The sequence below is a fragment of the Pseudomonas sp. AC242 genome, from assembly GCF_979258655.1.
The window spans coordinates 5,248,038-5,273,591 of the sequence record NZ_OZ409873.1; the positions used below are offsets into that span (position 1 = coordinate 5,248,038).

General features: G+C 60.6%; 25 protein-coding genes. 17 read left to right on the top strand and 8 right to left on the bottom strand.

What is annotated here, in order from left to right:
- Positions 1–60: 60 nt before the first annotated feature.
- From ACZZ0A_RS23580 to pilG, 6 genes are all read right to left on the bottom strand, one after another.
- Entirely contained in the window at positions 61–531 is a 471-nt protein-coding gene (locus tag ACZZ0A_RS23580; RefSeq protein WP_123376176.1) for a chemotaxis protein CheW, read from the bottom strand.
- Positions 524–6,421, bottom strand: a complete 5,898-nt coding sequence (locus ACZZ0A_RS23585; RefSeq protein ID WP_463543799.1) for a hybrid sensor histidine kinase/response regulator — start codon at positions 6,419–6,421, stop codon at positions 524–526. The genes ACZZ0A_RS23580 and ACZZ0A_RS23585 overlap by 8 nt, the downstream gene beginning before the upstream one ends.
- Positions 6,422–6,432: 11 nt before the next feature.
- Entirely contained in the window at positions 6,433–8,481 is a 2,049-nt protein-coding gene (locus tag ACZZ0A_RS23590) for a methyl-accepting chemotaxis protein (protein ID WP_194935184.1), read from the bottom strand.
- Positions 8,482–8,625: 144 nt separating this feature from the next.
- Positions 8,626–9,165, bottom strand: a complete 540-nt coding sequence (locus tag ACZZ0A_RS23595; protein ID WP_007913675.1) for a chemotaxis protein CheW — start codon at positions 9,163–9,165, stop codon at positions 8,626–8,628.
- Positions 9,166–9,175: 10 nt separating this feature from the next.
- Positions 9,176–9,541 (bottom strand): twitching motility response regulator PilH, encoded by a 366-nt coding sequence (gene pilH / locus ACZZ0A_RS23600; RefSeq protein WP_007913674.1) that lies wholly within the window; start codon positions 9,539–9,541, stop codon positions 9,176–9,178.
- Between the two features lie 60 nt (positions 9,542–9,601).
- A complete protein-coding gene (gene pilG, locus ACZZ0A_RS23605; RefSeq protein ID WP_007913673.1) occupies positions 9,602–10,006 on the bottom strand; it encodes a twitching motility response regulator PilG in 405 nt (134 codons plus the stop codon).
- Positions 10,007–10,231: 225 nt separating this feature from the next.
- Between pilG and gshB the strand changes: the two genes are divergently transcribed.
- From gshB to ACZZ0A_RS23640, 7 genes are all read left to right on the top strand, one after another.
- A complete protein-coding gene (gshB, locus tag ACZZ0A_RS23610; protein ID WP_463543800.1) occupies positions 10,232–11,203 on the top strand; it encodes a glutathione synthase in 972 nt (323 codons plus the stop codon).
- Positions 11,204–11,310: 107 nt separating this feature from the next.
- Positions 11,311–12,210 (top strand): energy transducer TonB, encoded by a 900-nt coding sequence (locus ACZZ0A_RS23615; RefSeq protein ID WP_007913669.1) that lies wholly within the window; start codon positions 11,311–11,313, stop codon positions 12,208–12,210.
- A gap of 134 nt (positions 12,211–12,344) precedes the next feature.
- Positions 12,345–12,917 (top strand): YqgE/AlgH family protein, encoded by a 573-nt coding sequence (locus tag ACZZ0A_RS23620; RefSeq protein ID WP_007913668.1) that lies wholly within the window; start codon positions 12,345–12,347, stop codon positions 12,915–12,917.
- Complete coding sequence (ruvX, locus tag ACZZ0A_RS23625; protein ID WP_007913667.1) at positions 12,917–13,354, top strand: Holliday junction resolvase RuvX; 438 nt, start codon at positions 12,917–12,919, stop codon at positions 13,352–13,354. Before ACZZ0A_RS23620 ends, ruvX begins: the two co-directional genes overlap by 1 nt.
- Positions 13,355–13,434: 80 nt before the next feature.
- Positions 13,435–13,941, top strand: a complete 507-nt coding sequence (gene pyrR / locus ACZZ0A_RS23630; protein WP_034153653.1) for a bifunctional pyr operon transcriptional regulator/uracil phosphoribosyltransferase PyrR — start codon at positions 13,435–13,437, stop codon at positions 13,939–13,941.
- A gap of 27 nt (positions 13,942–13,968) precedes the next feature.
- The gene (locus ACZZ0A_RS23635) at positions 13,969–14,973 is read left to right on the top strand and encodes an aspartate carbamoyltransferase catalytic subunit (RefSeq protein WP_007913665.1); all 1,005 of its coding nucleotides are present in this window, start codon (positions 13,969–13,971) and stop codon (positions 14,971–14,973) included.
- The gene (locus tag ACZZ0A_RS23640) at positions 14,970–16,241 is read left to right on the top strand and encodes a dihydroorotase (RefSeq protein WP_007913658.1); all 1,272 of its coding nucleotides are present in this window, start codon (positions 14,970–14,972) and stop codon (positions 16,239–16,241) included. Before ACZZ0A_RS23635 ends, ACZZ0A_RS23640 begins: the two co-directional genes overlap by 4 nt.
- 102 nt (positions 16,242–16,343) lie before the next feature.
- On the opposite strand, the gene ACZZ0A_RS23645 is transcribed toward ACZZ0A_RS23640, so the two are convergent.
- A complete protein-coding gene (locus ACZZ0A_RS23645; protein ID WP_007913651.1) occupies positions 16,344–16,775 on the bottom strand; it encodes an NINE protein in 432 nt (143 codons plus the stop codon).
- A 248-nt stretch (positions 16,776–17,023) separates the two neighbouring features.
- Here ACZZ0A_RS23645 and ACZZ0A_RS23650 point away from each other — a divergent pair, with 248 nt between their 5' ends.
- A complete protein-coding gene (locus ACZZ0A_RS23650) occupies positions 17,024–17,641 on the top strand; it encodes a C40 family peptidase (protein WP_007913648.1) in 618 nt (205 codons plus the stop codon).
- Between the two features lie 125 nt (positions 17,642–17,766).
- On the opposite strand, the gene ACZZ0A_RS23655 is transcribed toward ACZZ0A_RS23650, so the two are convergent.
- Positions 17,767–18,801, bottom strand: coding sequence for a type IV pilus twitching motility protein PilT (locus tag ACZZ0A_RS23655; protein ID WP_007953348.1), 1,035 nt, complete (start codon positions 18,799–18,801; stop codon positions 17,767–17,769).
- A gap of 56 nt (positions 18,802–18,857) precedes the next feature.
- On the opposite strand from ACZZ0A_RS23655, the gene ACZZ0A_RS23660 reads away from it, so the two are divergent.
- The 9 genes from ACZZ0A_RS23660 (at position 18,858) to hemW (ending at position 25,532) form a co-directional block, all read left to right on the top strand.
- The gene (locus tag ACZZ0A_RS23660) at positions 18,858–19,544 is read left to right on the top strand and encodes a YggS family pyridoxal phosphate-dependent enzyme (protein ID WP_463543801.1); all 687 of its coding nucleotides are present in this window, start codon (positions 18,858–18,860) and stop codon (positions 19,542–19,544) included.
- 23 nt (positions 19,545–19,567) lie between these two features.
- Complete coding sequence (gene proC / locus ACZZ0A_RS23665; RefSeq protein ID WP_007913644.1) at positions 19,568–20,386, top strand: pyrroline-5-carboxylate reductase; 819 nt, start codon at positions 19,568–19,570, stop codon at positions 20,384–20,386.
- A 10-nt stretch (positions 20,387–20,396) separates the two neighbouring features.
- Entirely contained in the window at positions 20,397–20,987 is a 591-nt protein-coding gene (locus tag ACZZ0A_RS23670) for a YggT family protein (RefSeq protein WP_007913643.1), read from the top strand.
- Entirely contained in the window at positions 20,984–21,280 is a 297-nt protein-coding gene (locus ACZZ0A_RS23675; RefSeq protein WP_007913642.1) for a DUF167 domain-containing protein, read from the top strand. The genes ACZZ0A_RS23670 and ACZZ0A_RS23675 overlap by 4 nt, the downstream gene beginning before the upstream one ends.
- Positions 21,281–21,508: 228 nt before the next feature.
- Complete coding sequence (metX, locus tag ACZZ0A_RS23680; RefSeq protein ID WP_093429832.1) at positions 21,509–22,648, top strand: homoserine O-succinyltransferase MetX; 1,140 nt, start codon at positions 21,509–21,511, stop codon at positions 22,646–22,648.
- A gap of 7 nt (positions 22,649–22,655) precedes the next feature.
- Positions 22,656–23,276 (top strand): methionine biosynthesis protein MetW, encoded by a 621-nt coding sequence (gene metW / locus ACZZ0A_RS23685; RefSeq protein ID WP_007913638.1) that lies wholly within the window; start codon positions 22,656–22,658, stop codon positions 23,274–23,276.
- A gap of 26 nt (positions 23,277–23,302) precedes the next feature.
- Positions 23,303–23,737, top strand: a complete 435-nt coding sequence (locus ACZZ0A_RS23690; RefSeq protein WP_007913636.1) for a DUF4426 domain-containing protein — start codon at positions 23,303–23,305, stop codon at positions 23,735–23,737.
- On the top strand, positions 23,734–24,330 hold the full coding sequence (gene rdgB, locus ACZZ0A_RS23695; protein ID WP_007913634.1) for an RdgB/HAM1 family non-canonical purine NTP pyrophosphatase: 597 nt from the start codon (positions 23,734–23,736) through the stop codon (positions 24,328–24,330). Before ACZZ0A_RS23690 ends, rdgB begins: the two co-directional genes overlap by 4 nt.
- Entirely contained in the window at positions 24,327–25,532 is a 1,206-nt protein-coding gene (gene hemW / locus ACZZ0A_RS23700; protein WP_463543802.1) for a radical SAM family heme chaperone HemW, read from the top strand. Before rdgB ends, hemW begins: the two co-directional genes overlap by 4 nt.
- The last annotated feature ends 22 nt before the right edge of the window (positions 25,533–25,554 follow it).

Below are 25,554 nucleotides of genomic sequence, written 5' to 3' on the forward strand. Positions count from 1 at the left end.
AAACCCTGTGGGAGCTGGCTTGCCAGCGATGAGGCCAGTCAGAGCAACACAAATTCTGGATCAATGGACCAGCCCCGCCTCCACCAACAACTTCTCCAGCCCCAACAAATCCGGCACCTTAGCCACCTGTTCCCCGACCTGCACCGCCGCCTGCTCCAGCGCACACAACGGCACGTCGACATAACTCAACTGACTATCAAGCTTGTACGACCGTGGAATCCCCTGCACCAGCAGTGCAATGAACTTCAACTCCGGCAACCCGCCCAGCGCATTCAAAATCACGATCCGCGCGCGCTCGCCAATGACGACTTTCTGCCCGCAGGCCGATTCAAAACTCAGCAACGGAATCTGCCGCTCACGCCACGTAACTTTGCCCAGATACCACGGCGGCGTGTCCAGATCGAAGGCACTGGCCTGGTAATCGATCAACTCAGCGACAGCGACGTTAGGCAGGATCAGATTGCGATCCGCCAGCGGCAGCAGCAACCCGGTCAGTTGGCTGCTGCGCTGATTATGCCGGCGCTCATGCATGTTTCTTGCTCCACTGGGCAATGCTTTCAAGCAGCACCGACTCTTGATACGGCTTGCCGAGGTAGTCGTTGACGCCGATGGCCATGGCGCGGTCGCGGTGTTTCTGCCCGGTGCGTGAGGTGATCATGATGATCGGCAGGTGTTGCAGGCGTTCGTCGTTGCGCACCTGGGTGGCGACTTCGAAGCCGTCCATGCGCGGCATTTCGATGTCGAGCAGCATCAGGTCGGGCATGTGTTCTTCGAGCAACAACATGGCGTCGACACCGTCCTTGGCGGTCAGCACGTTCATGCCGTGACGTTCGAGCAAACGGCTGGTGACCTTGCGCACAGTGACCGAGTCGTCGACCACCATCACCAGCAGTGGTTTGTGCGGTTCGTTGTCGATCTCCGGCAGCGTTGATGTCGGCGCAATGCGTGCCTGCATGGCGCGGATTGGTGCGAGCAAATCGAGAATCAGCACCACCCGGCCATCGCCGAGAATCGTCGCGCCGGACACGCCCTGCACCGCCGCGAATTGCGCGCCAAGGCTTTTGACCACGATCTCGCGCGTTCCGGCCATGGTATCTACTAGCACGGCGATACGCCGGTCGTTGTAGTGCACCAGCAGCACCGGCAACGGCAGGTTCTGCCCCAGCAGTTTCGGCCGTGGCGCGGTTTTCAGCAGTTCGCCGAGGTAGCACAGTTCATAGGTCTGGCCGCCGTACTGGTAACGCGGCGGATCAGCACGAAAGTGAGCTTCCAGGTCATTCGGTAACACGCGAACAATGCCTTCGATGGTGTTCAGCGGAATCGCGTATTGATCCTCACCGCACTGCACCATCAACGCGCGGTTGACCGACACGGTGAACGGCAAGCGAATACGGAAATGCACGCCCTGCCCCGGCACGGAATCGATGCTCATGCTGCCGCCGAGCTGCCGCACCTCTTCGTGCACTACGTCCATACCGACGCCACGCCCGGAAATCTGCGTGATTTTTTCGGCGGTCGAGAATCCCGGCTGGAGGATGAACTGCAACACGTCGCGGTCGCTGATCTCGGCTTCCGGCGCGAGCATGCCGCGTTTGATCGCCTTGCGCCGCACCGCCTCCAGCGGCACCCCGGCGCCGTCGTCGCGAATGTCGAAAACGATGTCGCCACCCTCGCGGGACAGGTCGAGGCTGATCTGCCCTTGCGCCGGTTTACCCGCCGCCAGCCGCACCTCGGCGGACTCCAGACCGTGGTCGACGGCGTTGCGCAGCATGTGTTCCAGCGGCGCGGCCATGCGTTCGAGGACGTTGCGATCCATCTCGCCTTCAGCGTTGCCGACGACGAAGGCGACGTCTTTGTTCAGCTCTTCAGCGACCTGACGAACGATGCGTTTGAGGCGCGGCAACATGCGCTCGAACGGCACCATGCGCGTGCGCATCAGGCCTTCCTGCAATTCGGTGTTGATGCGGCCCTGTTGCTGCAACAGGTTCTCGGCGTCGTGATTACGGCGGTCGAGGGTTTCCTTGAGGTCGAGCAAGTCAGAGGCGGATTCGAACAGCGCCCGCGACAATTGCTGCAACTGCGAATGGCGGTCCATTTCCAGCGGGTCGAATTCTTCGTAGCCAAGGCGTTCGGCATCGACTTGCTGGCGGCTGAGAATCCGCCCCTGAGTTTCAGTGTCGAGGCGGCGCAACTGATCACGCATCCGTTCGATGGTGGTTTCCATCTCGTTCAGGGCGATCTGCGCGTCGTTGACTTGCTGTTCGATACGACCACGGAAGATCGAGGTTTCGCCGGCCAGATTGACCAGTTCATCAAGCAGTTCGGCGGAGACCTTGACCATGTCCGCGCCAGCCTCGGCAGCCGGCGGCGCCGCGTCAGTCTTAACCGGAACAGACAGCACTGGCGGTGTTTCTACTGCAACCGGGTGACTGAAATTCTGGATCGCATTGATCAACCGATCCGCCGGCGGACACGGTTGCCCGGCGCGCACGCCATCGAGCATTTGTGCCAAGCGATCATGACCGCGCTGCACCAGTGCAAACAGCTCTGCAGACGGCTGCAACGCGCCGCTGGAAAGACTTTCGTAAAGGTATTCCAGCTCATGGGCGAGGTCGCCGATCGGGCCGATCTCGACCATCCGCGCGCCGCCCTTGAGGGTGTGCAGATCGCGCAGCAGGGTTTCCACTTCCTGGCGATTGCCCGGCTCGGCCTGCCAGCGCAGCAGTGCGGCGCCGGAGTTTTCGATGATGTCGAAACCTTCTTCGAGGAAGATCTCCAGCAGCTCCGGGTCGTGGCCAGCGCTGTCATGGTCGGCCGCTGGCTGGGGCGTTTCGCTGACGGCCTGGCCTTGACGCACCTGACGCAGGGTTTCGATCAAATCCTGCGCCGGGGTCAGTGGCTGATGTTGTTGCAGTTGTTCAAGCAGCAGCGCCAAACGCTCATGACTCTTGAGCAGCAGACGCCTCAAGGTTTCGCTGTAGTTGAAGCGACGATCGACCAGACCTTCGTAAAGGCTTTCCAGCTCCTGGGCCAGATCGCCGATGGCCTCGACTTCGGCCATCCGCGCGCCGCCCTTGAGCGTATGCAAATCGCGCTGCAACGAGGACAGTGGCGCGGTGTTGTCCGGGTCGCTCAACCAGCGCTGCAAGGCCTGGCCTGAGCTGTCGAGAATGTCCACCGCCTCTTCGAGGAAGATCTCGACAATCTCGTCATCGGGCTCAAGCGCCGTTGCCTTTTGCTGCAACTCAGCGGTGGCGCTGCCCAGTTCACGGATGCTCAGGGTGCGGCTGCCATCGCTGCGAATCAGGCCCATGGAAGAAGGATCGAGGCTCTGATCGAGCAGATCATGCAACGCCCGAATCCGCTCTGGCTGCGCCGTGACTTCCTGACCGGCAGCCAGTTCATCGAGCATGTTGATCAGCGCTTCATGGGCGTTCTGCGCTTCCTGGAAAAACTGCTCGCTGACCGCCAGGCTGCTTTCTTCAACGGCGCCGTAGAGATCGAGCAAGGCTTCGCACAACACATCCACCGGCAGCAAATCCGCCAAATGCGCGCCTTCGCCAAGGGTGGTCAGTTCATCCAGCAAGGCGCTGAGTTCCTGACGCTCGCCGGGGTGTTGCTGCCAGCGCTGTAGCAGGCTCTCAGCATCCAGCAGGATGTCCATGCCTTGAGCGAGGAAGTTATTGATCAGTTGCGGATCGCGCTTGACCCGCAGGCCGGTATTGGGCGCATCGAGGATCGACGCCAGACGCTCGGCAAGCAGGGTTTCCGAGCGTTTGATCAGCGACTGCGCACCGACAATCGGCGCCAGCGGATCATGCTTGAGCTGACGCAGACCGACGCGGAACAGGCCCTCGGCTTCGAGGAGCAATTCCACTTCGTCGAGGTCCAGCGGCAACTGGTGCGCCTTGAACTCGCGGGCCAGTTGATCGAGCGGTGCAGCGAGTTCGGCAATCGGCAATACGCCGGCCATCGAGGCGCTGCCCTTGAGCGTGTGCAAGGCGCGCTGCAACTCGTCACTGGCCTGCAACGGCACATGCTCGGCGGCCTGATCGAGGAAACGGTTGAGGCTGGCGAGGTGGGTTTCGGCTTCGTTGCGGAAGATCTCCAGCAACAACGGATCGAGTGCCGCCACATCGTCGACGTCTTCGGCCGCCAGTGGTTCGTCACCCTTGGCCAAGGCATGTGCGCGTGCGGCGAGTTGATCGACATCGCTGCGCTGACGCTGACTGTTGGTGGCGAATTCGTTGATCAACTCGGGCAGCAACAACACCGTGTCGGTGAGCAGTTGCTGCACCACCGAACCGGGCTCGACGCTCTGTTCGAGCACGCGGTTGAGCAGGTTTTCCACCGCCCAGGCCAGTTCACCGAGGATCAGCGCGCGGACCATGCGCCCGCTGCCCTTCAAGGTGTGGAAAGCGCGGCGCAGCTCAGTCAGCGCGTCGCGATCCTGCGGATTGGCCGACCAGCGCGGCAGGTATTCGTGGAGAACTTCGAGGACCTCATCGGTCTCTTCAAGGAAAACTTCGCGCAGTTCATCGTCGACCGGCTCTTCATCGGCCGGTGGCGGCATCAGGCTGCCGGGAGTGATCAGCGCCGGCGGGTTGAGCGCAGAAACCGGGCTGGCCAGAACGTCGGCCAGCGACTGTACGGTTTCCGGATCGTCGAGCGCCTGCATGTCCTGCATCACCAGCGCTTCGCTGGGGCTGAGCACGTCGTCGAGCACGGGCACATGCGGTTCATTTGGAAAGAACCCGAGGCTGGCGAGGGACTTCTGCGCGACATCGAGCAATTGCTCGCCCGGTGCCTGCGGGTCGTCACTCAAGCGTTCGAGGTAATACTCGAGGCTGCTGATGACATCGGCCAGATGATCGAGTTGTTCCCAACCCGGCTCGTGCGGATCAAGCAGCAGATGTTCGCGGATAAAACCGTTGCAGGCTTCGACCAGACTCGCCGCGCGGCTGAGTGGAATCATCGCCAGCGCACCGCGCACCTGCGTCAGCAACGCCGGCAACGGTTGCAGTTGCTGGCGATCCCAATCGGCGTCGATGTAGTCGACGATCATGTCCTTGGCCTGTTGCAGGCAGATGCGCGCTTCCTTGATGACGATCTGATGGATCTGCGTCAGGTCGGTGGTTGGCAGGCGCGAATCTTCCGGGCTTTCCGGCTCGACGGTGCCGACCATTCCGGCCAACGTCGCTTCGACGTAAAGCAGCGCACCGGCAACGTCCATCAGGATCGCGTCATTCGGTTCGCGCTGGCCTTGGGCGAGGCTAAGCACCACCGCCAGTTGATCGATGATCACTTTGCGCGGTTGGCCAAAACCGAGCACGGCGAGCGTGTCGGCGATCTGCCGCAGCGGTGCCAGCAGGCTTTCCAGATCGGAAGTGTGCTGGCGGTCGCTGCGCACGAACAGGTCGAGGCGTTCCTTGACCCGCACCAGTTCCTCACACAGCGCTGCCAGCACCGAGCGCATCGCATCGCGGTCGGGGCCGGCCAGGCGCGCACGTTCTTCGTCGACCATCGCGCTGTCGGGCAACGCGTCGTCCAGGGAGTAGCGATCTTTCATGGTCAGCATCTGCCCGGTGGGATGTTCGGCTTTGGCAATATAGAACAACAGGCTTTTCAGCAACTCTGCCGGGGGCACTTGGTTGAGCCCGATCATGCCTTGTTCGAGCAGGCGTTTGAGCTCTTTGTCGGCGTCCTTGAACAGGCTGCGCAGCGCCGGGCTGTTGGCGATCACGCCCTCGCGCATGCCTTCGACCAGCGCCGAGGCGACTTGCCACAGCGGGCTCAGGGGCGCATCACCGCTCAGCGCTTCGAGGCGGGTGAAGACTTTCGCCAGATAGTCGAGATGCGTTTGGTCATTCTGTTCGCGCAACAAACCGACCAAAGCCATTTGCAGCATCTGGCGCAATTTGCGCAGCACGTTCGGCAACTCTGCCGGCTCAAGCAGCGCCAGTGCTTCGGCGCTCAAGGGCGGTAACTCAGGCAGTTGCGGGCTGAACAAACTGGTTTCCGAGAGCAGGCTTTCGCCACGAGCACTACGCAGATCGTTGATCAGCGGCAACACCACCAGCGGCAAATCGCGGCGGGCGCTCTGCACGCGGTCGAGGTAGATCGGCAATTGCCCAAGGGCTTGCAGCAACAGATGCAGCGCTTCGTCGCGGTGGCTGACGCGCTCATGCTGCAAGGCTTCGACCAGATGTTCCATTTCTTCGGCGAGCAAGGCTGCGCCGTAGAACTCGACCATCTGCAAACTGCCGTGGACCTGATGGATGTAATCCAGGCACTCGTCCAGCCCGGGAAAGGCTTGCGGATCATCGAGCACGGCTTCAATCGCCTGATGCGCCAGCCTCAGCGTTTCGGCAATTTCGCCTTTGACCCATTCGAGGGCCACATAGTCGTGCCGATCACCCATAACCACTCCACTCACGCTTTATCTGTCGCCGCCGGCAAGGTGAATCCGGACACCGAACGCCGTAGCTGACTGGCCATTTTCGTCAGGTTGCCGATGCTCTCGGCGGTGGCCGTGGAGCCGGACGAAGTCTGCGAGGTGATCTGCTGGATCACGTTCATCGTCAGCGAGATCTGCCCGGCGGAAGTCGTCTGCTGCTGCGCTGCGTTGGAGATGCTTTGAATCAGCGCCGCGAGGGTCTTCGATACGCCTTCGATTTCTTCCAGGGCCACACCGGCATCCTGCGCCAGTCGCGCGCCGCGCACCACTTCGGTGGTGGTTTGCTCCATGGAAATCACGGCTTCGTTGGTGTCGGTCTGAATCGCCCGCACCAGGGTTTCGATCTGCCGGGTGGCGGCGGACGAGCGTTCGGCCAAGCGCTGCACTTCGTCGGCGACTACGGCAAAACCGCGCCCGGCATCACCGGCCATCGACGCCTGAATCGCCGCGTTGAGGGCGAGTATGTTGGTCTGGTCAGCAATGTCGTCGATCAGGCTGACGATGTCGCCGATTTCCTGCGACGACTCGCCCAGACGCTTGATGCGTTTGGCGGTGTCCTGAATCTGTTCGCGAATGTTGTCCATGCCGTGGATGGTGTTGTGCACCACCTCGTTGCCCTTGTTGGCGATTTCCACGGAGCGCTCGGCGACTGCCGAAGACTCGGCGGCGTTGGCCGAGACCTGATCGATGGACTCGGCCATGTCACTGATCGCCGTCGAAGCTTCGGAAATCTGCTGCGCCTGATGTTCCGAGGCCTGTGCCAGGTGCATCGCGGTGGCCTGGGTTTCCTGCACGGCGGCGGCGACCTGGCCGGCGGTGAGGTTGATCGTCGCGACGAGATCGCGCAATTGGTCGACGGAATAGTTGATCGAGTCGGCGATGGTGCCGGTGAAGTCTTCGGTCACCGAGGCGGTCACGGTGAGGTCGCCGTCGGCGAGGTCTTCGATTTCATCGAGCAGGCGCATGATCGCGTTCTGGTTGCGCTCGTTCTTCTCGGCGGTTTCGCGCAACTGGCGATTGGTTTCCCGGACCATCACCAGACCGATAAGGATGATCGACGCCAACGCCAGCAGACCGAGGACATAACCGCCGATGGTGTCGGTATTGCGCCCGCCGGCAAGGTTTTCGAACCCGGTCGCAAGATGTGAGGCCTCGTCGAGCAGGGTTTGCGAGAGGCTGAAGATATTGCTCGCCGACTCGCGAACCTTGAACAGCTCTGGCGAGGTTTCGAGGATTTCATCAACGGAACCGGAGACAAACTGGAACAGCTCGGAGATTTCGCTCAAACGCGCGCGGGCATCACGGTCTTCGACCTGGCTGATTTTCAGCGCCGGATTACCTTGCAGCATGCCGTTGAGCACTTGGCCGAAACGCGTGGCGTCGCGGCCAAAGGCGTCGGCGGCTTGCTGGGAGTTTTCGTCGCCGGCGAGCACGGTGTTGACCGCGCCAAGAATACGTTCGGCCAGCAGCGACTGACGCTGAGCCATCGCCACCTGCGCCGCCGGGGCGCCGCGCTGGAGGAGGATTTCGACGACTTTTTCGTATTCGATCTGCAACTGCGGCACGGTTTCGGCCAGGGTCGCGGCGACCTGATGCAGCGACAGCACGGTCTGCTCGCTGGAAAGAATCGCGTCGGTGTTTTTCAGCAGGCGCTCCCAATCCAACTGCACAGCGCGCATTTCCGGGCGCACGGTGGCGGGTGCCGGCGGCAGGCCGGTGGCCGGATCACCTTTTTTCAGGTAACCCCAGCGCTGGGCGAAATCGTTGCGCGCATCGCTGAGCAACTTGAACGCAGCCGCCTTGCCGGCGGCGGCTTCGGTGGCGTTCTTGGCGATGCGTTGCGAGAGCACGCGCAGTTCACCGGCGTGGCCGATGTACTGTTTGTCGTAGTTCGCCTGGGTGTTGAGATAAGCGAAGTTGGCGAACAGCAGCATGATGAACACGATCAGTGCGATGAACAGCACGATGATCTGCGAGCGACTGCGCGAGCCTTCCGCCGGCTTGCCTGTTTTTGCTTTTGTCATCGGTCCTCGCCTGTTTGAAGCTCACCGGTAGAACCTGTAGGAGTGAGCCTGCTCGCGATTGAACGATAACGCGGTGTACTTGATACACCGCGGTGCCTGAATCGCGAGCAGGCTCACTCCTACAAGGGATCTTTGTTGTAACAGCTATATCGCGACGCTCATGAACACCGGGGATTTCGCCAGCGCAAACAGGCTGAACACCCGCCAGTTCTGCTCGCGGCGGAAATAGCCTTTGACGAATTCGGCTTTGGATCCCTGGCGCTTGCTGATCGAGATCGGTTCGAAGCTGTCCTGTTCGAAATGCTGCAGACCAATCACCTCATCGACCATCAACCCGGCAAACACGTCCCCATGCTCAACCACCAAGACCCGCCGCTGTTTACGCAACGGCGACAGTTCGTGGCCGAAAAATCCGCACAAATCCATGATCGGCAGCAGCCGCCCGCGCAGGTTAGCCACACCTTTGACCCACGGTTTGACCCCGGGCAATTGAGTGAAGCGCGGTTCGTGCAGCACTTCGCTGACTTCACCCATCGGCGCCACATACCAATGCTCGCCGAGGCGAAAGCCGATGCCGCTCCAGCGATCCTGGCGCGCCGGTTGCGACGGCAGGTCCGCCGCCAGCAAGCGGCAGCGCTGGTCGATTTGCCAGAGCAGTTCGAACGCGGTCAGCGATTCGCTCATGGTTGCGCGATCAGCCTTTGAGCACGTTGTTCAGGGTCTTGATCAGGGTGTCTTCGTCGACCGGTTTGGTCAGGTAGTCCTTGGCGCCTTGGCGGGTGCCCCAGACCTTGTCGGTTTCCTGATCCTTGGTGGTGATGATGATCACCGGGATATGGCTGGTGTCGGCGTCCTTGGTCAACTGGCGGGTGGCCTGAAAACCGTTGAGACCGGGCATGACAATATCCATCAGCACCGCGTCGGGTTTTTCCTGACGGGCCAGGGCCACGCCGTCGGCACCGTTTTCGGCCTTCAGCACTTCATGGCCGTGCTTTTCGAGCATGCCGGTCAGTTTGTACATTTCAGTCGGCGAATCATCGACGATCAGGATACGTGCCATGGTTTTCCCCATTTTTCTTGTCGACGCCCGGCCCGCTGGCCGAGCGTCACTGTACGTGTCTTACTGCGGCAAAACGGCGGCGAAGCCCGGAACATGGGCCTGGATCGCGTTGAGCAGTTCTTCCTTGCTGAAAGGCTTGGTCAAAAATTGATCAGAACCGACAATCCGCCCCTTGGCCTTGTCGAACAGCCCGTCACGCGATGACAGCATGATCACCGGCGTGGCCTTGAACGCACTGTTGTTCTTGATTAAAGCGCAGGTCTGATAACCATCCAGACGCGGCATCATGATGTCGACAAAAATGATCCCGGGATGGTTGTCGGCGATCTTCGCCAAAGCGTCGAAACCGTCGATCGCCGTGATCACTTCGCAGCCGACATTCTTCAACAAGGTTTCGGCGGTACGACGAATCGTTTTCGAGTCGTCGATGACCATGACCTTCAAGGCGCTGGACTGCTGTTCCATAAGAGGGCTCTACCGTCGCCTTTGCGAATCAATTTGTCCGTTTTGCGGTTATCAATGGCTCGAAACCCTTGATGCTCAAGGGCCAGCACGCTACGCCAGCCTTTTTAGCACAGTCTCCAGATGCAATCTATCGACGGGTTTTTCCTTGACCGAAAACCCGCCCGGCGCCACTCTGGCGGCACTTTTTCAATACCGATCCGGTAGCCAATTTTCGAGGAAAACCCAATGAGCGTTCGCGTCGGGATTGTCATGGACCCTATCGCCAGCATCTCCTATAAAAAGGATAGCTCGCTGGCCATGCTGCTGGCCGCGCAGAGGCGTGGCTGGGAACTGTTCTATATGGAACAACGCGACCTGTATCAGGGTGAAGGTCAGGCCCGGGCGCGCATGAAGCCGCTGAAAGTCTTCGCCAACCCGGAAAAATGGTTCGAACTGGACGCCGAGCAGGACAACCTGCTGAGTGATCTGGACGTGATCCTGATGCGCAAGGATCCGCCGTTCGACATGGAGTTCGTCTACTCCACCTACCTGCTCGAACAGGCCGAAACCGCTGGCGTGCTGGTGGTGAACAAGCCGCAGAGCCTGCGCGACTGCAATGAAAAACTGTTCGCCACGCTGTTCCCGCAGTGCACGCCGCCGACCATCGTCAGCCGCCGCGCCGACGTGCTGCGTGAATTCGCCGCCAAGCACGGCGACGTGATCCTCAAGCCGCTAGACGGCATGGGCGGTACCTCGATCTTCCGCCATCGCGCAGGCGACCCGAACCTGTCGGTGATTCTGGAAACCCTGACCGCCCTCGGTGGCCAGCAGATCATGGGCCAGGCTTACCTGCCAGCAATCAAGGACGGCGACAAACGCATCCTGATGATCGACGGCGAGCCGGTGGATTACTGCCTGGCGCGGATTCCGGCGCAGGGCGAAACCCGTGGCAACCTCGCTGCCGGTGGCCGGGGTGAAGCGCGTCCGCTGACGGACAAGGATCGCTGGATCGCTGCTCAGGTCGGCCCGACCCTGCGTGAGAAAGGCCTGCTGTTTGTCGGTCTCGATGTGATCGGTGAAAGCCTCACCGAAATCAACGTCACCAGCCCGACCTGCATCCGTGAAATCGACAATGCCTTTGGCACTGACATCGGCGGCATGCTGATGGACGCGATCGCCAAGAAGCTGCAAGCCGCCGGCAAAAAGCCACAAGCTTGATGCACGTCACATGCAGTCTGTCGCTTGAAGCGTGAAGCCCAAGGCGTGAAACCAACATTGCGTTATCATGCGCAGCCTCTGAAAAACGCGATGTTGGTTTTCTTGTCATGACCCTCCCGTCCGATCTGCCCGCAGAACTCGCCCACCGTGGCGTGCGCCCGGCCGATCGCCTCGGATTTACCCTGTTTCTCGCGGCGCTGATTCATTTGGCGCTGCTGCTCGGCGTCGGCTTCACGATGGTCGAGCCCAAGCAAATCAGCAAAACCCTGGAAATCACCCTCGCCACCTTCAAAAGCGAAAAGAAGCCGGAGAAGGCTGACTTTCTCGCGCAGGAAAATCAGGAAGGCAGCGGCACGCTGGACAAGAAGGCGATCCCCAAGACCACTGAAGTGGCGCCATTCCAGGACAATCAGGTCAAGAAAGTCACCCCGCCACCGGCCGCCAAGCCGCAAGTGCAGGAAGCCGCGCCCAAGGCAGCGGTGACTACGGTTGCGCCGAAGCCGAAAAAAGCACCAACCAAGAAAGAAGAAAGCAAAACCGAAGTCAAACCGACGGTCGACGCGCCGGAATTCGACAGCTCGCAGCTGTCCAGCGACATCGCCAGCCTCGAAGCCGAACTGGCCAAAGAACAACAGCTGTACGCCAAGCGCCCGCGCATTCACCGCTTGAGCGCGGCGTCGACCATGCGCGACAAGGGCGCTTGGTACAAAGACGACTGGCGCAAGAAGGTCGAACGCATCGGCAACCTCAATTACCCCGAGGAAGCACGGCGCAAGCAGATCTACGGCAATTTGCGCCTGATGGTTTCGATCAATCGCGACGGCTCGCTGTATGAAGTGCTGGTGCTGGAATCGTCCGGCCAGCCGCTGCTGGATCAGGCGGCGCAGCGCATTGTTCGACTGGCGGCACCGTTTGCGCCGTTTACCGGGGACTTGTCGGATATCGATCGTCTGGAAATCATTCGCACCTGGAAATTCGCCCGCGGTGACAAGCTCTCGAGCAATTAAGGGCAAGATCAAAAGATCGCAGCCTTCGGCAGCTCCTACATTGGCCTGCATTCACATTTAGGAGCTGCCGAAGGCTGCGATCTTTTGGCGGCTTCAGCTTGTCAGTTGGCCCCCCGAACGCCACACTAGCGCACATGAAAAACGTCAGCCCCAGCTACCTCAAGCATCACTTCCTGATCGCCATGCCACACATGGCCGACCCGAACTTTGCCCACACCTTGACCTACATCGTCGAGCACACGGCCAATGGCGCTATGGGGATTGTGGTCAACCGGCCGCAAGAGCTGAATCTGGCCGACATTCTTGAGCAACTGCGCCCGGACATCGACCCGCCAGCACTGTGCCAGCACGTACCGATTTTCATCGGCGGCCCGGTACAGACCGATCGCGGTTTTGTTCTGCATCCGGCGGGCAAGACCTTCCAGGCCACCGCACAACTGGACGGTGATCTGGCCCTGTCGACCTCGCAGGATGTGCTGTTCGCCATCGCGGACGGCGTCGGCCCGGCGAAAAGCCTGATTGCCCTCGGTTACGCCGGTTGGGAAGCCGGGCAACTGGAAGCCGAACTGGCCGACAACGCCTGGCTGACCTGCCCGTACGACGCCGACATCCTCTTCAACACCAGCAGCGAACTGCGCCTCGAAGCGGCGGCCAAGCACCTGGGGATCAACCTCAGCCTGCTGACCAGCCAGGCAGGTCACGCCTGATGGCCCTGCGCCTGATTCTCGGCTTCGACTACGGCACCAAACAGATCGGCGTCGCGGTCGGCCAGGTGATTACCGGCCAGGCCCGTGAGCTGTGCACCCTGAAAGCGCAAAACGGCATTCCCGACTGGAATCAGGTGGAAGCGCTGTTCAAGGAATGGAAACCCGACGCCGTGGTCGTCGGTCTGCCGCTGAACATGGATGGTACGCCGAGTGAAATGTGCCTGCGCGCGGAGAAATTCGCCCGCCGCCTCAACGGCCGTTTCAATGTGCCCTTCTATACCCACGACGAACGTCTGACCACCTTCGAGGCCAAAGGCGAGCGACTGGTTCGAGGCGGCCAAAAGGGCAGTTACCGCGACAACCCGGTGGACGCCATCGCCGCCGCTCTGCTGTTGCAGGGCTGGCTCGATGAAAACACTGCATTGTTTGAATCCTGACAAGCGCTTCGGCGCTTTTCTTTTGAGTGAAAAACCGAGTCGTGTCCAAGGACCCGATTCGCCCCCAACAAGGAGCAACCATGAGCCTGCCAAATCCCGCCGATCTGATCAGCCAGATGGCGACCCGCCTCAAGGCGCACCTTGCCCAGCGTGAAATCACCGAACCGCGTTACATCGGCATCCGCACCGGCGGCATCTGGGTCGCGCAGGCCTTGCTCAAGGAATTGGGCAGCGACGCGCCACTGGGCACGCTGGACGTGTCCTTCTACCGTGACGACTTCAGCCAGAACGGCCTGCACCCGCAAGTGCGCCCGTCCGCCCTGCCCTTCGAGATCGAAGGCCAGCATCTGGTGCTGATCGACGATGTATTGATGAGCGGCCGCACCATCCGCGCCGCCATGAACGAATTGTTCGACTACGGCCGCCCGGCCAGCGTGACACTGGTCTGCCTGCTGGACCTCGACGCCGGTGAGCTGCCGATCCGCCCGAATGTCGTGGGCGCGACGCTGTCGCTGGCCGCTCACGAACGGGTGAAGCTGTCCGGCCCCGAACCGCTGACGCTCGAACTGCAAGACTTCAACCTTTAATCCGCCCTATTGAGAGTCCCCTTCGCGATGACGCCTCTAGATACCAAGCGCCCGCTGCAGCTCAATGATCAGGGCCAGCTGCGCCACTTCCTCTCGCTCGACGGCCTGCGCCGCGAGTTGCTGACGGAAATCCTCGACACTGCCGACTCGTTCCTCGAAGTCGGTGCCCGGGCGGTGAAGAAAGTCCCGTTGCTGCGCGGCAAGACCGTGTGCAACGTGTTCTTCGAAAACTCCACGCGCACCCGCACCACCTTCGAACTGGCGGCCCAGCGACTGTCGGCGGACGTGATCACCCTGAACGTGTCGACCTCGTCGGCAAGCAAGGGTGAAACCCTGCTCGACACCCTGCGCAACCTTGAAGCCATGGCCGCCGACATGTTCGTCGTACGCCACGGTGATTCCGGCGCCGCGCACTTCATCGCCGAACATGTTTGCCCGCAAGTGGCGATCATCAACGGCGGCGACGGCCGTCACGCCCACCCGACGCAGGGCATGCTCGACATGCTCACCATCCGTCGGCACAAGGGCGGTTTCGAAAACCTCTCGGTAGCCATCGTTGGCGACATCCTGCACTCGCGGGTCGCGCGCTCGAACATGCTCGCGCTGAAAACCCTCGGTTGCCCGGACATCCGCGTGATCGCGCCGAAAACCCTGCTGCCAATCGGCATCGAGCAATACGGCGTGAAGGTTTACACCGACATGACCGAAGGCCTGAAGGATGTCGACGTGGTGATCATGCTGCGCCTGCAGCGTGAACGCATGACCGGCGGCCTGTTGCCGAGCGAAGGCGAGTTCTACCGCCTGTTCGGCCTGACCACCGCGCGTCTGGCCGGGGCCAAACCCGATTGCATCGTCATGCACCCGGGGCCGATCAACCGTGGCGTGGAAATCGAGTCAGCAGTGGCCGACGGCCCGCACTCGGTGATCCTCAATCAGGTCACCTACGGCATCGCGATTCGTATGGCTGTGCTGTCCATGGCCATGAGCGGACAAACCGCGCAGCGTCAATTCGAGCAGGAGAACGCCCAGTGAAGCTCAGCATTCTCGGCGCACGCGTCATCGATCCAAGCAGCGGCCTGGATCAAGTCACCGACATTCACGTTGAAGCCTGCAAGATCGTCGCCCTCGGCGCGGCCCCGGCGGGTTTCACGGCCGTAGAAACCATTGATGCCCAAGGCCTTGTTGCCGCTCCGGGCCTCGTCGATCTGAACGTTGCCCTGCGCGAGCCGGGCTACAGCCGCAAAGGCTCGATCATCAGCGAAACCCGCGCGGCAGCGGCCGGCGGTGTGACCAGCCTGTGCTGCCCGCCGAAAACCAAACCGGTGCTCGACACCTCCGCCGTGGCCGAACTGATCCTCGACCGCGCCCGCGAAGCCGGCAACACCAAGGTGTTTCCGATTGGCGCGCTGAGCAAAGGCCTGGACGGCGAGCAACTGGCTGAGCTGGTGGCGTTGCGCGACGCTGGTTGCGTGGCGTTTGGCAACGGTCTGGAGAGTTTCCGCAACACTCGCACCTTGTGCCGGGCGCTGGAATACGCAGCGACCTTCGACCTGACGGTGATTTTCAACTCGCAGGATCATGATCTGGCTGAAGGTGGCTTGGCCCACGAAGGCGCCGTCGCCAGTTTCCTCGGCTTGCCGGGGATTCCGGAAACCGCTGAAACCGTGGCATTGGCCCGTGATCTGCTGCTGGTCGAGCAGACTGGCGTGCGTGCGCATTTCAGTCAGTTGACCAGCGCTCGCGGTGTTGCCCTGATTGCTCAGGCTCAGGCCCGTGGTTTGAAGGTGACGGCGGACGTGGCGTTGTATCAGCTGATTCTGACCGACGAAGCGCTGATCGACTTCAGCAGCCTGTATCACGTGCAGCCGCCGCTGCGTACGCGTGCCGACCGTGATGGCCTGCGTGAAGCGGTGAAGTCCGGCGTTGTGTCGGCGATTTCCAGCCATCACCAGCCGCACGAGCGTGACGCCAAACTGGCGCCGTTCGGCGCGACAGAGCCTGGCATCAGCAGTGTTGAGTTGCTGCTGCCGCTGGCGATGACGCTGGTTGAGGATGGGTTGCTGGATCTGCCTACCTTGCTGGCGCGTTTGAGCGCTGGCCCGGCTGAAGCGCTGCGACTGCCGGCAGGCAAACTGGCAGTGGGTGGTGCGGCGGATATCGTGCTGTTCGATCCGCAGGCTTCGACGGTGGCCGGTGAAGGCTGGTTGTCGAAGGGTGAGAACTGCCCGTTCATTGGGCACACTTTGCCGGGTGTGGTTCGCTACACCTTGGTGGATGGGCGGATCAGTCACCAGGCTTGATACCGGGTTGCCCCCAATCGCTGGCAAGCCAGCTCCCACAAGGTCTTGCGCTATCTTTGGGTTAGCGCAAAAACCTGTGGGAGCTGGCTTGCCAGCGATGGCTTACTGGAAGGCGCCTCTGCCTTCGGCGTTGCGTACGGACACCTGATCATTCAGCGTCCAGAAGTCATACAGCACCCCCAGAAAGAACAACCCGCCCGTCAGCAGATAGATCAGCCCACTGATCCATTTGCCCTGATACATCCGGTGCACACCCAATGCTCCGAGGAACGTCAGCAGAATCCACGCTACGTTGTACTCGATCGGCCCGGCGGTAAAACGCAGATCCGCCTCGCGATCCATCGCCGGGATCAGGAACAGGTCGATCAGCCAGCCAATGCCCAGCAATCCGAAGGTAAAAAACCAGATCGTCCCGGTCACCGGCTTGCCGTAATAGAAGCGGTGAGCACCGGTAAAACCGAAAATCCACAGCAGATAACCGATGATTTTGCTGTGCGTATCTTGCTGCTGAACAAATTGTTGATAGGGGTTCATGAAGACCTCGATTCACACGATAGATAAATATTCTTGAATTCTTTGTGACTTTTTTACAGGTAGCCGACGTACGGCAAATGTTACCGTTGCTACCGTCAAAGCCTTATAGCACCTGACTTCTGTCCGACAATTGCGTCCATTTGCCGCTTATTTGGTTCCGTTGGCCGCCAACTGAATCGACCAACGGACTCGGAATGAAAAAAAACTCTGTTATAAAGTTGCGCGCTATCACTAAAGAGCCACGCCTAATGCGACCATTTTTCAAGACATGGCTAACCATCTGCCTATTAATGCCACTGGCCGCCCACGCCACCAATCGTGAGCAACGTCTTCCTAACGTTAACGGCTTCACCCCTAAATCCCATGCTTCGGCTCCTTCGAGCAAAAGCAGCAAAAGCAAAACCACCACGCTGAGCAGCAAGAGCCACAGCAAGCTGGTGCCACCGATGGCGAGCAAGGAAAGCAGCAATGTGCTGAGCCGTGCGGTGAACGTCCTCGGTACACCTTATCGTTGGGGCGGCAGCAGCCCAAGTAAAGGCTTCGATTGCAGCGGTCTGGTGAAATACGCGTTCAACGACGCTACGTTCGACCTGCCACGTACCTCGAATGCCATGGCCAGCGGCCACGGCGAGAAAGTCGAGCGCAAGGATCTGAAGCCGGGCGACCTGATTTTCTTCAACATCAAGAGCCGCCGGGTCAACCATGTTGCCATCTACCTGGGCAACGACCGCTTCATCCACGCACCGCGTCGTGGCAAAGCGGTGAGCATCGATACTCTGAACAAGCCGTACTGGCAGCAGCATTACGTAGTTGCCAAGCGTGTGTTGCCGAAAGAACAGCAGCAGATGCGCGTGGTTCAGCGCTAACACCATACCGATCATTCCCACGCTCCGCGTGGGAATGCCTCAATGGACGCTCCGCGTCCGCCTCGGCAAGGACGCAGAGCGTCCCGGGCTGCATTCCCACGCAGAGCGTGGGAACGATCACTCTCTCAGAAATTATCCGGCGTGCGCGCCTTCTCCCGCGCATGCTCGCGGCTGATCAAGCCCTTGGTCACCAGATCCTTCAGGCACATGTCCAGTGTCTGCATCCCCAACGACCCACCGGTCTGAATCGCCGAATACATCTGCGCGACCTTGTCCTCACGAATCAGGTTACGGATCGCCGACGTGCCCAGCATGATCTCGTGCGCCGCCACCCGTCCGCCGCCGATCTTCTTGATCAACGTCTGCGAGACCACCGCCAGTAACGACTCCGACAACATCGAACGCACCATCGACTTCTCGTCACCCGGGAAAACATCCACGACACGGTCGATGGTTTTCGCTGCGGATGTGGTGTGCAAGGTGCCAAATACCAGATGCCCGGTTTCCGCAGCGGTCAGTGCCAGGCGAATGGTTTCCAGGTCACGCATCTCGCCGACCAGGATCACATCCGGGTCTTCACGTAGCGCCGAGCGCAAAGCGGTGGCGAAACTGCGGGTATCACGGTGAACTTCACGCTGATTGATCAGGCATTTGCGCGATTCGTGAACAAATTCGATCGGGTCTTCAATGGTCAGAATATGGTGATGACGGTGGGTGTTGAGGTAATCGATCATCGCCGCCAACGTGGTTGATTTGCCTGAACCGGTCGGCCCGGTGACCAGCACCAGCCCACGCGGGGCATCGGTGATCTTGCGAAAGACATCGCCCATGGCCAGATCTTCCATGCTCAGCACTTTCGACGGAATGGTACGAAATACCGCTCCGGCGCCACGGTTCTGGTTGAAGGCGTTAACCCGGAAACGCGCGACACCCGGCACCTCGAAGGAAAAGTCGGTTTCCAGATGTTTCTCGAAGTCGACCCGCTGGGTGTCGTTCATGATGTCGTAGATCAGTTCGTGCACTTGCTTGTGATCCAGCGCCGGCAGATTGATCCGCCGCACATCGCCATCGACGCGGATCATCGGCGGCAGACCGGCCGACAGGTGCAGGTCGGAAGCTCCCTGTTTGGCGCTGAAGGCCAGCAGTTCAGTGATATCCATAGCGCTCCTCAATTCCAGTAGAATGCCGCGAACCTTCAGACCGCCGGCGCCTCTTGATGTCCACGATAGCAGACAACATTCTTCAGGTTGGTTCGCGCATCCAGACCGCGATCCAAGCCGCACACCGTCCTGAAAACAGCGTCCAGTTGCTCGCCGTGAGCAAGACCAAGCCCGCCGCAGCCCTGCGCGAGGCGTATGCCGCCGGCCTGCGTGACGTTGGCGAGAACTACCTGCAGGAAGCCTTGGGCAAACAGCTCGAACTGGCCGACCTGCCCTTGATCTGGCACTTCATCGGCCCCATTCAATCGAACAAGACTCGGGCGATTGCCGAGCATTTCGATTGGGTGCATTCCGTGGATCGCCTGAAAATCGCTCAACGTCTGTCCGAACAGCGCCCGGCCGAGCTGCCGCCGCTGAACATCTGCATTCAGGTCAACGTCAGCGGTGAAGCCAGTAAATCCGGCTGCACCCCGGCTGATCTGCCGGCATTGGCCGAGGCCATCAACGCATTACCGCGCCTGAAATTGCGTGGCCTGATGGCGATTCCCGAGCCGACCGAAGATCGCGCCGAGCAAGACGCGGCCTTCGCCGCTGTACAGAAATTGCAGGCCAGCCTCGATCTGCCGCTCGACACACTGTCCATGGGCATGAGCCACGACCTCGAGTCGGCCATTGCCCAAGGCGCCACTTGGGTGCGTATCGGTACCGCCCTGTTTGGCGCCCGTGATTATTCCCAGTCTTGAACCATTCCAGATAAGGACCACACATGAGCAACACACGTATTGCGTTTATCGGTGCGGGCAACATGGCGGCCAGTCTGATTGGCGGCCTGCGCGCCAAGGGTCTGGAAGCCGGACAGATCCGCGCCAGCGACCCGGGTGAAGAAACCCGCGCCAAGGTCAGTGCCGAACACGGCATCGAAACTTTCGCCGACAATGCTCAGGCCATCGACGGCGTCGATGTGATCGTGCTGGCGGTCAAGCCGCAGGCTATGAAAGCCGTGTGCGAAGCCATTCGCCCAAGCCTGAAACCCAATCAATTGGTGGTGTCGATTGCTGCCGGTATCACCTGTGCCAGCATGACCGCGTGGCTCGGCGAGCAGCCGATCGTGCGCTGCATGCCCAATACCCCGGCGCTGCTGCGCCAGGGCGTCAGCGGCTTGTACGCGACCAGCGAAGTGACTGCCGAGCAGCGTCAGCAAGCCGAAGAGCTGCTGTCCGCCGTCGGCATCGCCCTGTGGCTGAATGAAGAACAGCAACTGGACGCCGTCACCGCCGTGTCCGGTTCCGGCCCTGCCTACTTCTTCCTGCTGATCGAAGCCATGACTGCCGCCGGCGTCAAACTCGGCCTGCCGAAAGACGTCGCAGAACAACTGACCCTGCAAACGGCGCTGGGCGCAGCGCACATGGCGGTTTCCAGCGATGTCGACGCCGCCGAACTGCGCCGTCGCGTGACCTCGCCAAACGGCACCACGGAAGCTGCAATCAAATCATTCCAGGCCAATGGCTTTGAAGCCCTGGTCGAAACCGCACTCGGCGCCGCCGCGCACCGCTCGGCCGAAATGGCCGAACAACTGGGCAAATAAGGAGCCTTACATGATTGGATTGAACACCGCAGCGGTTTACGTGCTGCAAACCCTCGGCAGTCTGTACCTGCTGATCGTGCTGCTGCGCTTCGTACTGCAACTGGTACGGGCGAACTTCTACAACCCGCTGTGCCAGTTCATCGTCAAAGCGACCCAGCCACTGCTCAAGCCACTGCGCCGGATCATTCCGAGCCTGTTCGGTCTGGACATGTCGTCGCTGGTGCTGGCGATTCTGGTGCAACTGGCGCTGATGGCGCTGACCCTGCTGCTGACTTACGGCACCACCGGCAACCCGCTGCAACTGTTTATCTGGTCGCTGATCGGCGTGACCGCGCTGTTCCTGAAGATCTTCTTCTTCGCCCTGATCATCAGCGTGATCCTCTCGTGGGTCGCGCCGGGCAGCCACAATCCGGGTGCTGAACTGGTCAACCAGATCTGCGAGCCGGCGCTGGCGCCGTTCCGCCGCTTCCTGCCGAATCTTGGCGGTCTGGACCTGTCGCCAATCTTCGCCTTCCTCGCGTTGAAGCTGATCGACATGCTGGTGATCAACAATCTGGCGGCGATGACGATGATGCCGGAAATCCTGCGCTTGCTGATGTGAGCTGGTTCCGTTGGGACGGTGACGACTTGATCCTCGAGTGTCACCTGCAACCGGCAGCCCGTAGCGATGACTTCGCCGGGCTGCATGGGGATCGCTTGAAGATTCGCCTGACTGCGCCGCCGGTCGAGGGCAAGGCCAATGCTTATCTGATGGGTTTTCTGGCCAAGGCGTTTGGCGTTTCGAAGAGCCAGGTCAGTTTGCTCAGTGGTGAGTTGAACCGGCAAAAGCGGGTGAAGATCTGCTCGCCGAAGAAGTTGCCGGATTTGCCTGGGTTGGTTGGGCGCTTGTCTTGAGTTTTGCAGCGCCTGCGCCCCTCACCCCAGCCCTCTCCCCCTGGAGAGGGAGCCGATCCAGGGTGTTTTCGGAACCTGAGTTCAGCCCGGATAGATCAGGTCGGCGTAGCTCAAAAGAACACCTCGGTCGGTCCCCTCTACCTCTGGGAGAGGGCTAGGGTGAGGGCCGCTTGCCGCTAACCCCCCCGGTCTTTAGACTTACGCCTCATTTCAACGAGAGCAGGGTCGATGCCAACTGCCTTTCCCCCCGATTCTGTTGGTCTGGTGACGCCGCAAACCGCGCACTTCAGCGATCCGCTGGCGCTGGCCTGTGGCCGCTCGCTGGCCGCCTATGACCTGATCTACGAAACCTACGGCACGCTGAACGCGCAAGCGAGCAACGCCGTGCTGATTTGCCACGCCTTGTCCGGCCATCATCACGCCGCCGGCTACCACAGCGTCGACGACCGCAAACCCGGTTGGTGGGACAGCTGCATCGGCCCCGGCAAACCGATCGACACCAACAAGTTCTTCGTGGTCAGCCTGAATAATCTGGGCGGCTGCAATGGATCCACCGGCCCGAGCAGCATCAACCCTGAGACCGGCAAACCGTTCGGCGCCGATTTCCCGGTACTCACCGTGGAAGACTGGGTGCACAGCCAGGCGCGTCTCGCTGATCTGCTCGGCATCGGCCAGTGGGCAGCCGTGATCGGCGGCAGCCTCGGCGGCATGCAGGCGCTGCAATGGACCATCACTTACCCGGATCGCGTGCGTCATTGCCTGGCCATCGCCTCGGCACCGAAGCTGTCGGCGCAGAACATCGCCTTCAACGAAGTGGCGCGTCAGGCGATCCTCACGGACCCGGAATTCCACGGCGGTTCGTTCCAGGAAGCGGGTGTGATCCCCAAGCGCGGGCTAATGCTAGCGCGCATGGTCGGGCACATCACTTATCTGTCCGACGATTCCATGGGCGAGAAATTCGGCCGTGGCCTCAAGAGCGAGAAGCTCAACTACGACTTCCACAGCGTCGAGTTTCAGGTCGAAAGCTACCTGCGTTATCAGGGCGAAGAGTTCTCCGGACGCTTCGACGCCAACACCTATCTGTTGATGACCAAGGCACTGGATTACTTCGATCCGGCGGCGAACTTCGACGACAACCTGGCGAAAACCTTCGAGAACGCCACGGCCAAGTTCTGCGTGATGTCGTTCACCACCGACTGGCGCTTCTCTCCGGCCCGCTCGCGGGAACTGGTGGATGCGTTGATGGCGGCGCGCAAAGACGTCAGTTATCTGGAAATCGACGCACCGCAGGGCCACGACGCCTTCCTGATTCCGATCCCGCGCTACTTGCAGGCGTTCGGCAATTACATGAACCGCATCACGTTGTGAGAAAGCCATGAGAGCTGATCTGGAAATCATCCAGGAATGGATCCCCGCCGGCAGCCGCGTCCTCGACCTCGGTTGCGGTGACGGCGAGCTGCTGACCTGGCTGCGCGACAACAAGAACGTCACCGGTTATGGCCTGGAAAACGACGCTGACAACATTGCCCAGTGCGTGGCCAAAGGCGTCAACGTTATCGAGCAGGATCTGGACAAGGGGCTGGGCAACTTTGCCAGCAACAGTTTCGACATCGTCGTCATGACCCAGGCCCTGCAAGCCGTGCACTACCCAGACAAGATCCTCGACGAAATGCTCCGGGTCGGTCGCCAATGCATCATCACCTTCCCGAATTTTGGTCACTGGCGCTGCCGCTGGTACCTGGCGAGCAAGGGGCGCATGCCGGTCTCCGAGTTTTTGCCGTACACCTGGTACAACACACCGAACATTCACTTCTGCACCTTCGAAGACTTTGAAGAACTTTGCCGCGAACGTGATGCGAAGGTCATTGATCGGCTTGCCGTGGATCAACAGCACCGTCACGGGTGGGCCAGTAAGCTATGGCCTAATCTGTTAGGTGAGATCGGTATCTACCGCGTCAGCAGCCCGCAGCTTGCAGACCACAAAGTCGCGGTCTGAATCCCGTCATTTCGAGGAGCACGATCATGGGTCGTTTAGCGTTGTTGTTATTGACTGCCTGCCTGAGCGCCAGCGCTATGGCGGCCGACGTCATCAAGGGCGAACGCAAGGAAACCTTCGGCGACGTCACGGTGCACTACAACACTTTCAACTCGACGTTTCTGACGCCGGACATCGCCAAGGCTGCGGAACTGGTGCGCAGCAAGAATCAGGGCGTGATCAATGTCTCGGTGATCAAGGACGGCAAACCGCTGGTCGCCAACGTCACCGGCACGGTCAAAGACCTGACCAGCCAGAGCGTGCCGCTGAATTTCCGCCAGATCACCGAACAGGGCGCGATCTACTACATCGCCCAGTATCCGGTTGAGCAGCAGGAAACCCGCACCTTTGAGATCAAGGTGCAGAACGGCGACAAGATCAACACCATCAATTTCAACCAAGAACTCTTTCCCGGCGAATGATGAACATCAAGCAGCTCGTACTGGCCAGCCATAACGCCGGCAAACTCAAAGAACTCCAGGCCATGCTCGGCGAATCGGTGCAACTGCGCTCGATTGGCGAGTGGAGCAAGGTCGAGCCGGAAGAAACCGGTCTGTCGTTCGTCGAGAACGCCATTCTCAAGGCACGCAACGCCGCACGTATTTCCGGGCTGCCGGCGCTGGCCGACGACTCAGGGCTGGCGGTGGATTTCCTTGGCGGTGCACCGGGCATCTATTCGGCGCGCTATGCCGATGGCAAGGGCGATGCGGCGAACAACGCCAAACTGCTCGATGCGCTGAAGGACGTGCCGCAAGCCGAGCGCGGCGCGCAGTTCGTTTGCGTACTGGCGCTGGTACGTCACGCCGATGATCCATTGCCGATCCTCTGCGAAGGCTTGTGGCACGGGCGCATCCTCACCGCTGCCAGCGGCGAACACGGTTTCGGTTATGACCCGCTGTTCTGGGTGCCGGAGCGTGACGTCTCCAGCGCCGAATTGAGCCCGGCCGACAAGAACCAGATCAGCCACCGCGCCCGTGCAATGGATCTGCTGCGCCAGCGTCTGGGCTTGAAATGACCGGTGATTCTTCCGCGTCGTCGCTGATTGTCGGCGGCGCCGCCTCTTCGCCTCGGGCGCCGCTGCCGACGCTGCCGCCCCTGGCGCTGTACATCCACATCCCGTGGTGTGTGCGCAAATGCCCGTATTGCGACTTCAACTCGCACACTGCCAGCCCGGTGTTGCCGGAGCAGGAGTACGTCGACGCCTTGCTGGCCGATCTCGATCAGGACCTGCACGCGGTTTACGGGCGTGAAATCAGCTCGATTTTCTTTGGCGGTGGTACGCCGAGCCTGTTCAGCGCCGAAGCCCTCGGGCGACTGCTGGAAGGCGTCGAGCAGCGCATTCCATTTGCTCATGACATCGAAATCACTCTGGAAGCCAATCCCGGCACCTTCGAGCAAGAGAAGTTCGTCGCGTACCGCAAGCTGGGGATCAATCGCCTGTCGATTGGCATCCAGAGTTTCCAGCAGGAAAGACTCAAGGCGCTGGGCCGGATTCACAACGGTGACGAAGCGGTGCGTGCTGCCGGTATGGCGCGGCAGGCCGGGTTCGATAACTTCAACCTCGACTTGATGCACGGCTTGCCGGATCAGTCGCTAGACGATGCCTTGAGCGATTTGCGCCAGGCTATCGAACTGAATCCGACGCACATCTCCTGGTATCAACTGACATTGGAACCGAACACCGTGTTCTGGAACCAGCCGCCGGTGCTGCCGGAGGACGACACGCTGTGGGACATTCAGGAAGCCGGGCAGGCGCTTTTGGCCGAGCACGGTTACGCGCAGTACGAAGTCTCGGCTTATGCCCAGGCCGGTCGGCCAGCGCGGCATAACCTCAATTACTGGAGCTTCGGCGACTTCATCGGCATCGGCGCGGGTGCGCACGGCAAGTTGAGTCATCCTGACGGACGCATCGTGCGTACCTGGAAGACCCGTCTGCCGAAGGACTATCTCAACCCGGCAAAAAGCTTCCAGGCTGGCGAAAAAGCCCTGACCAATGACGAGATGCCGTTCGAGTTTCTGATGAACGCTTTGCGCCTGACCGCTGGCGTCGAATCGCGCCTGTATCCGGAGCGCACCGGGCTGTCGCTGGAAAGCCTCGCCGAAGGCCGGGCCGCGGCAGAACAAAGCGGTCTGTTGCAGGTCGAACCGTCACGTCTGGCGGCCACCGAGCGCGGACAACTGTTTCTCAACGACTTGCTGCAACAATTTCTGAACTGAGCCCAGCCCTCAACTTCTGTCC

Coding starts and splice junctions, on each gene's coding strand:
- ACZZ0A_RS23580 (WP_123376176.1), bottom strand. CDS start 531: ATGCATGAGCGCCGGCATAATCAGCGCAGCAGCCAACTGACCGGGTTG.
- ACZZ0A_RS23585 (WP_463543799.1), bottom strand. CDS start 6,421: ATGGGTGATCGGCACGACTATGTGGCCCTCGAATGGGTCAAAGGCGAA.
- ACZZ0A_RS23590 (WP_194935184.1), bottom strand. CDS start 8,481: ATGACAAAAGCAAAAACAGGCAAGCCGGCGGAAGGCTCGCGCAGTCGC.
- ACZZ0A_RS23595 (WP_007913675.1), bottom strand. CDS start 9,165: ATGAGCGAATCGCTGACCGCGTTCGAACTGCTCTGGCAAATCGACCAG.
- pilH (WP_007913674.1), bottom strand. CDS start 9,541: ATGGCACGTATCCTGATCGTCGATGATTCGCCGACTGAAATGTACAAA.
- pilG (WP_007913673.1), bottom strand. CDS start 10,006: ATGGAACAGCAGTCCAGCGCCTTGAAGGTCATGGTCATCGACGACTCG.
- gshB (WP_463543800.1), top strand. CDS start 10,232: ATGAGCGTTCGCGTCGGGATTGTCATGGACCCTATCGCCAGCATCTCC.
- ACZZ0A_RS23615 (WP_007913669.1), top strand. CDS start 11,311: ATGACCCTCCCGTCCGATCTGCCCGCAGAACTCGCCCACCGTGGCGTG.
- ACZZ0A_RS23620 (WP_007913668.1), top strand. CDS start 12,345: ATGAAAAACGTCAGCCCCAGCTACCTCAAGCATCACTTCCTGATCGCC.
- ruvX (WP_007913667.1), top strand. CDS start 12,917: ATGGCCCTGCGCCTGATTCTCGGCTTCGACTACGGCACCAAACAGATC.
- pyrR (WP_034153653.1), top strand. CDS start 13,435: ATGAGCCTGCCAAATCCCGCCGATCTGATCAGCCAGATGGCGACCCGC.
- ACZZ0A_RS23635 (WP_007913665.1), top strand. CDS start 13,969: ATGACGCCTCTAGATACCAAGCGCCCGCTGCAGCTCAATGATCAGGGC.
- ACZZ0A_RS23645 (WP_007913651.1), bottom strand. CDS start 16,775: ATGAACCCCTATCAACAATTTGTTCAGCAGCAAGATACGCACAGCAAA.
- ACZZ0A_RS23650 (WP_007913648.1), top strand. CDS start 17,024: ATGCGACCATTTTTCAAGACATGGCTAACCATCTGCCTATTAATGCCA.
- ACZZ0A_RS23655 (WP_007953348.1), bottom strand. CDS start 18,801: ATGGATATCACTGAACTGCTGGCCTTCAGCGCCAAACAGGGAGCTTCC.
- ACZZ0A_RS23660 (WP_463543801.1), top strand. CDS start 18,858: ATGTCCACGATAGCAGACAACATTCTTCAGGTTGGTTCGCGCATCCAG.
- proC (WP_007913644.1), top strand. CDS start 19,568: ATGAGCAACACACGTATTGCGTTTATCGGTGCGGGCAACATGGCGGCC.
- ACZZ0A_RS23670 (WP_007913643.1), top strand. CDS start 20,397: ATGATTGGATTGAACACCGCAGCGGTTTACGTGCTGCAAACCCTCGGC.
- metX (WP_093429832.1), top strand. CDS start 21,509: ATGCCAACTGCCTTTCCCCCCGATTCTGTTGGTCTGGTGACGCCGCAA.
- metW (WP_007913638.1), top strand. CDS start 22,656: ATGAGAGCTGATCTGGAAATCATCCAGGAATGGATCCCCGCCGGCAGC.
- ACZZ0A_RS23690 (WP_007913636.1), top strand. CDS start 23,303: ATGGGTCGTTTAGCGTTGTTGTTATTGACTGCCTGCCTGAGCGCCAGC.
- rdgB (WP_007913634.1), top strand. CDS start 23,734: ATGATGAACATCAAGCAGCTCGTACTGGCCAGCCATAACGCCGGCAAA.
- hemW (WP_463543802.1), top strand. CDS start 24,327: ATGACCGGTGATTCTTCCGCGTCGTCGCTGATTGTCGGCGGCGCCGCC.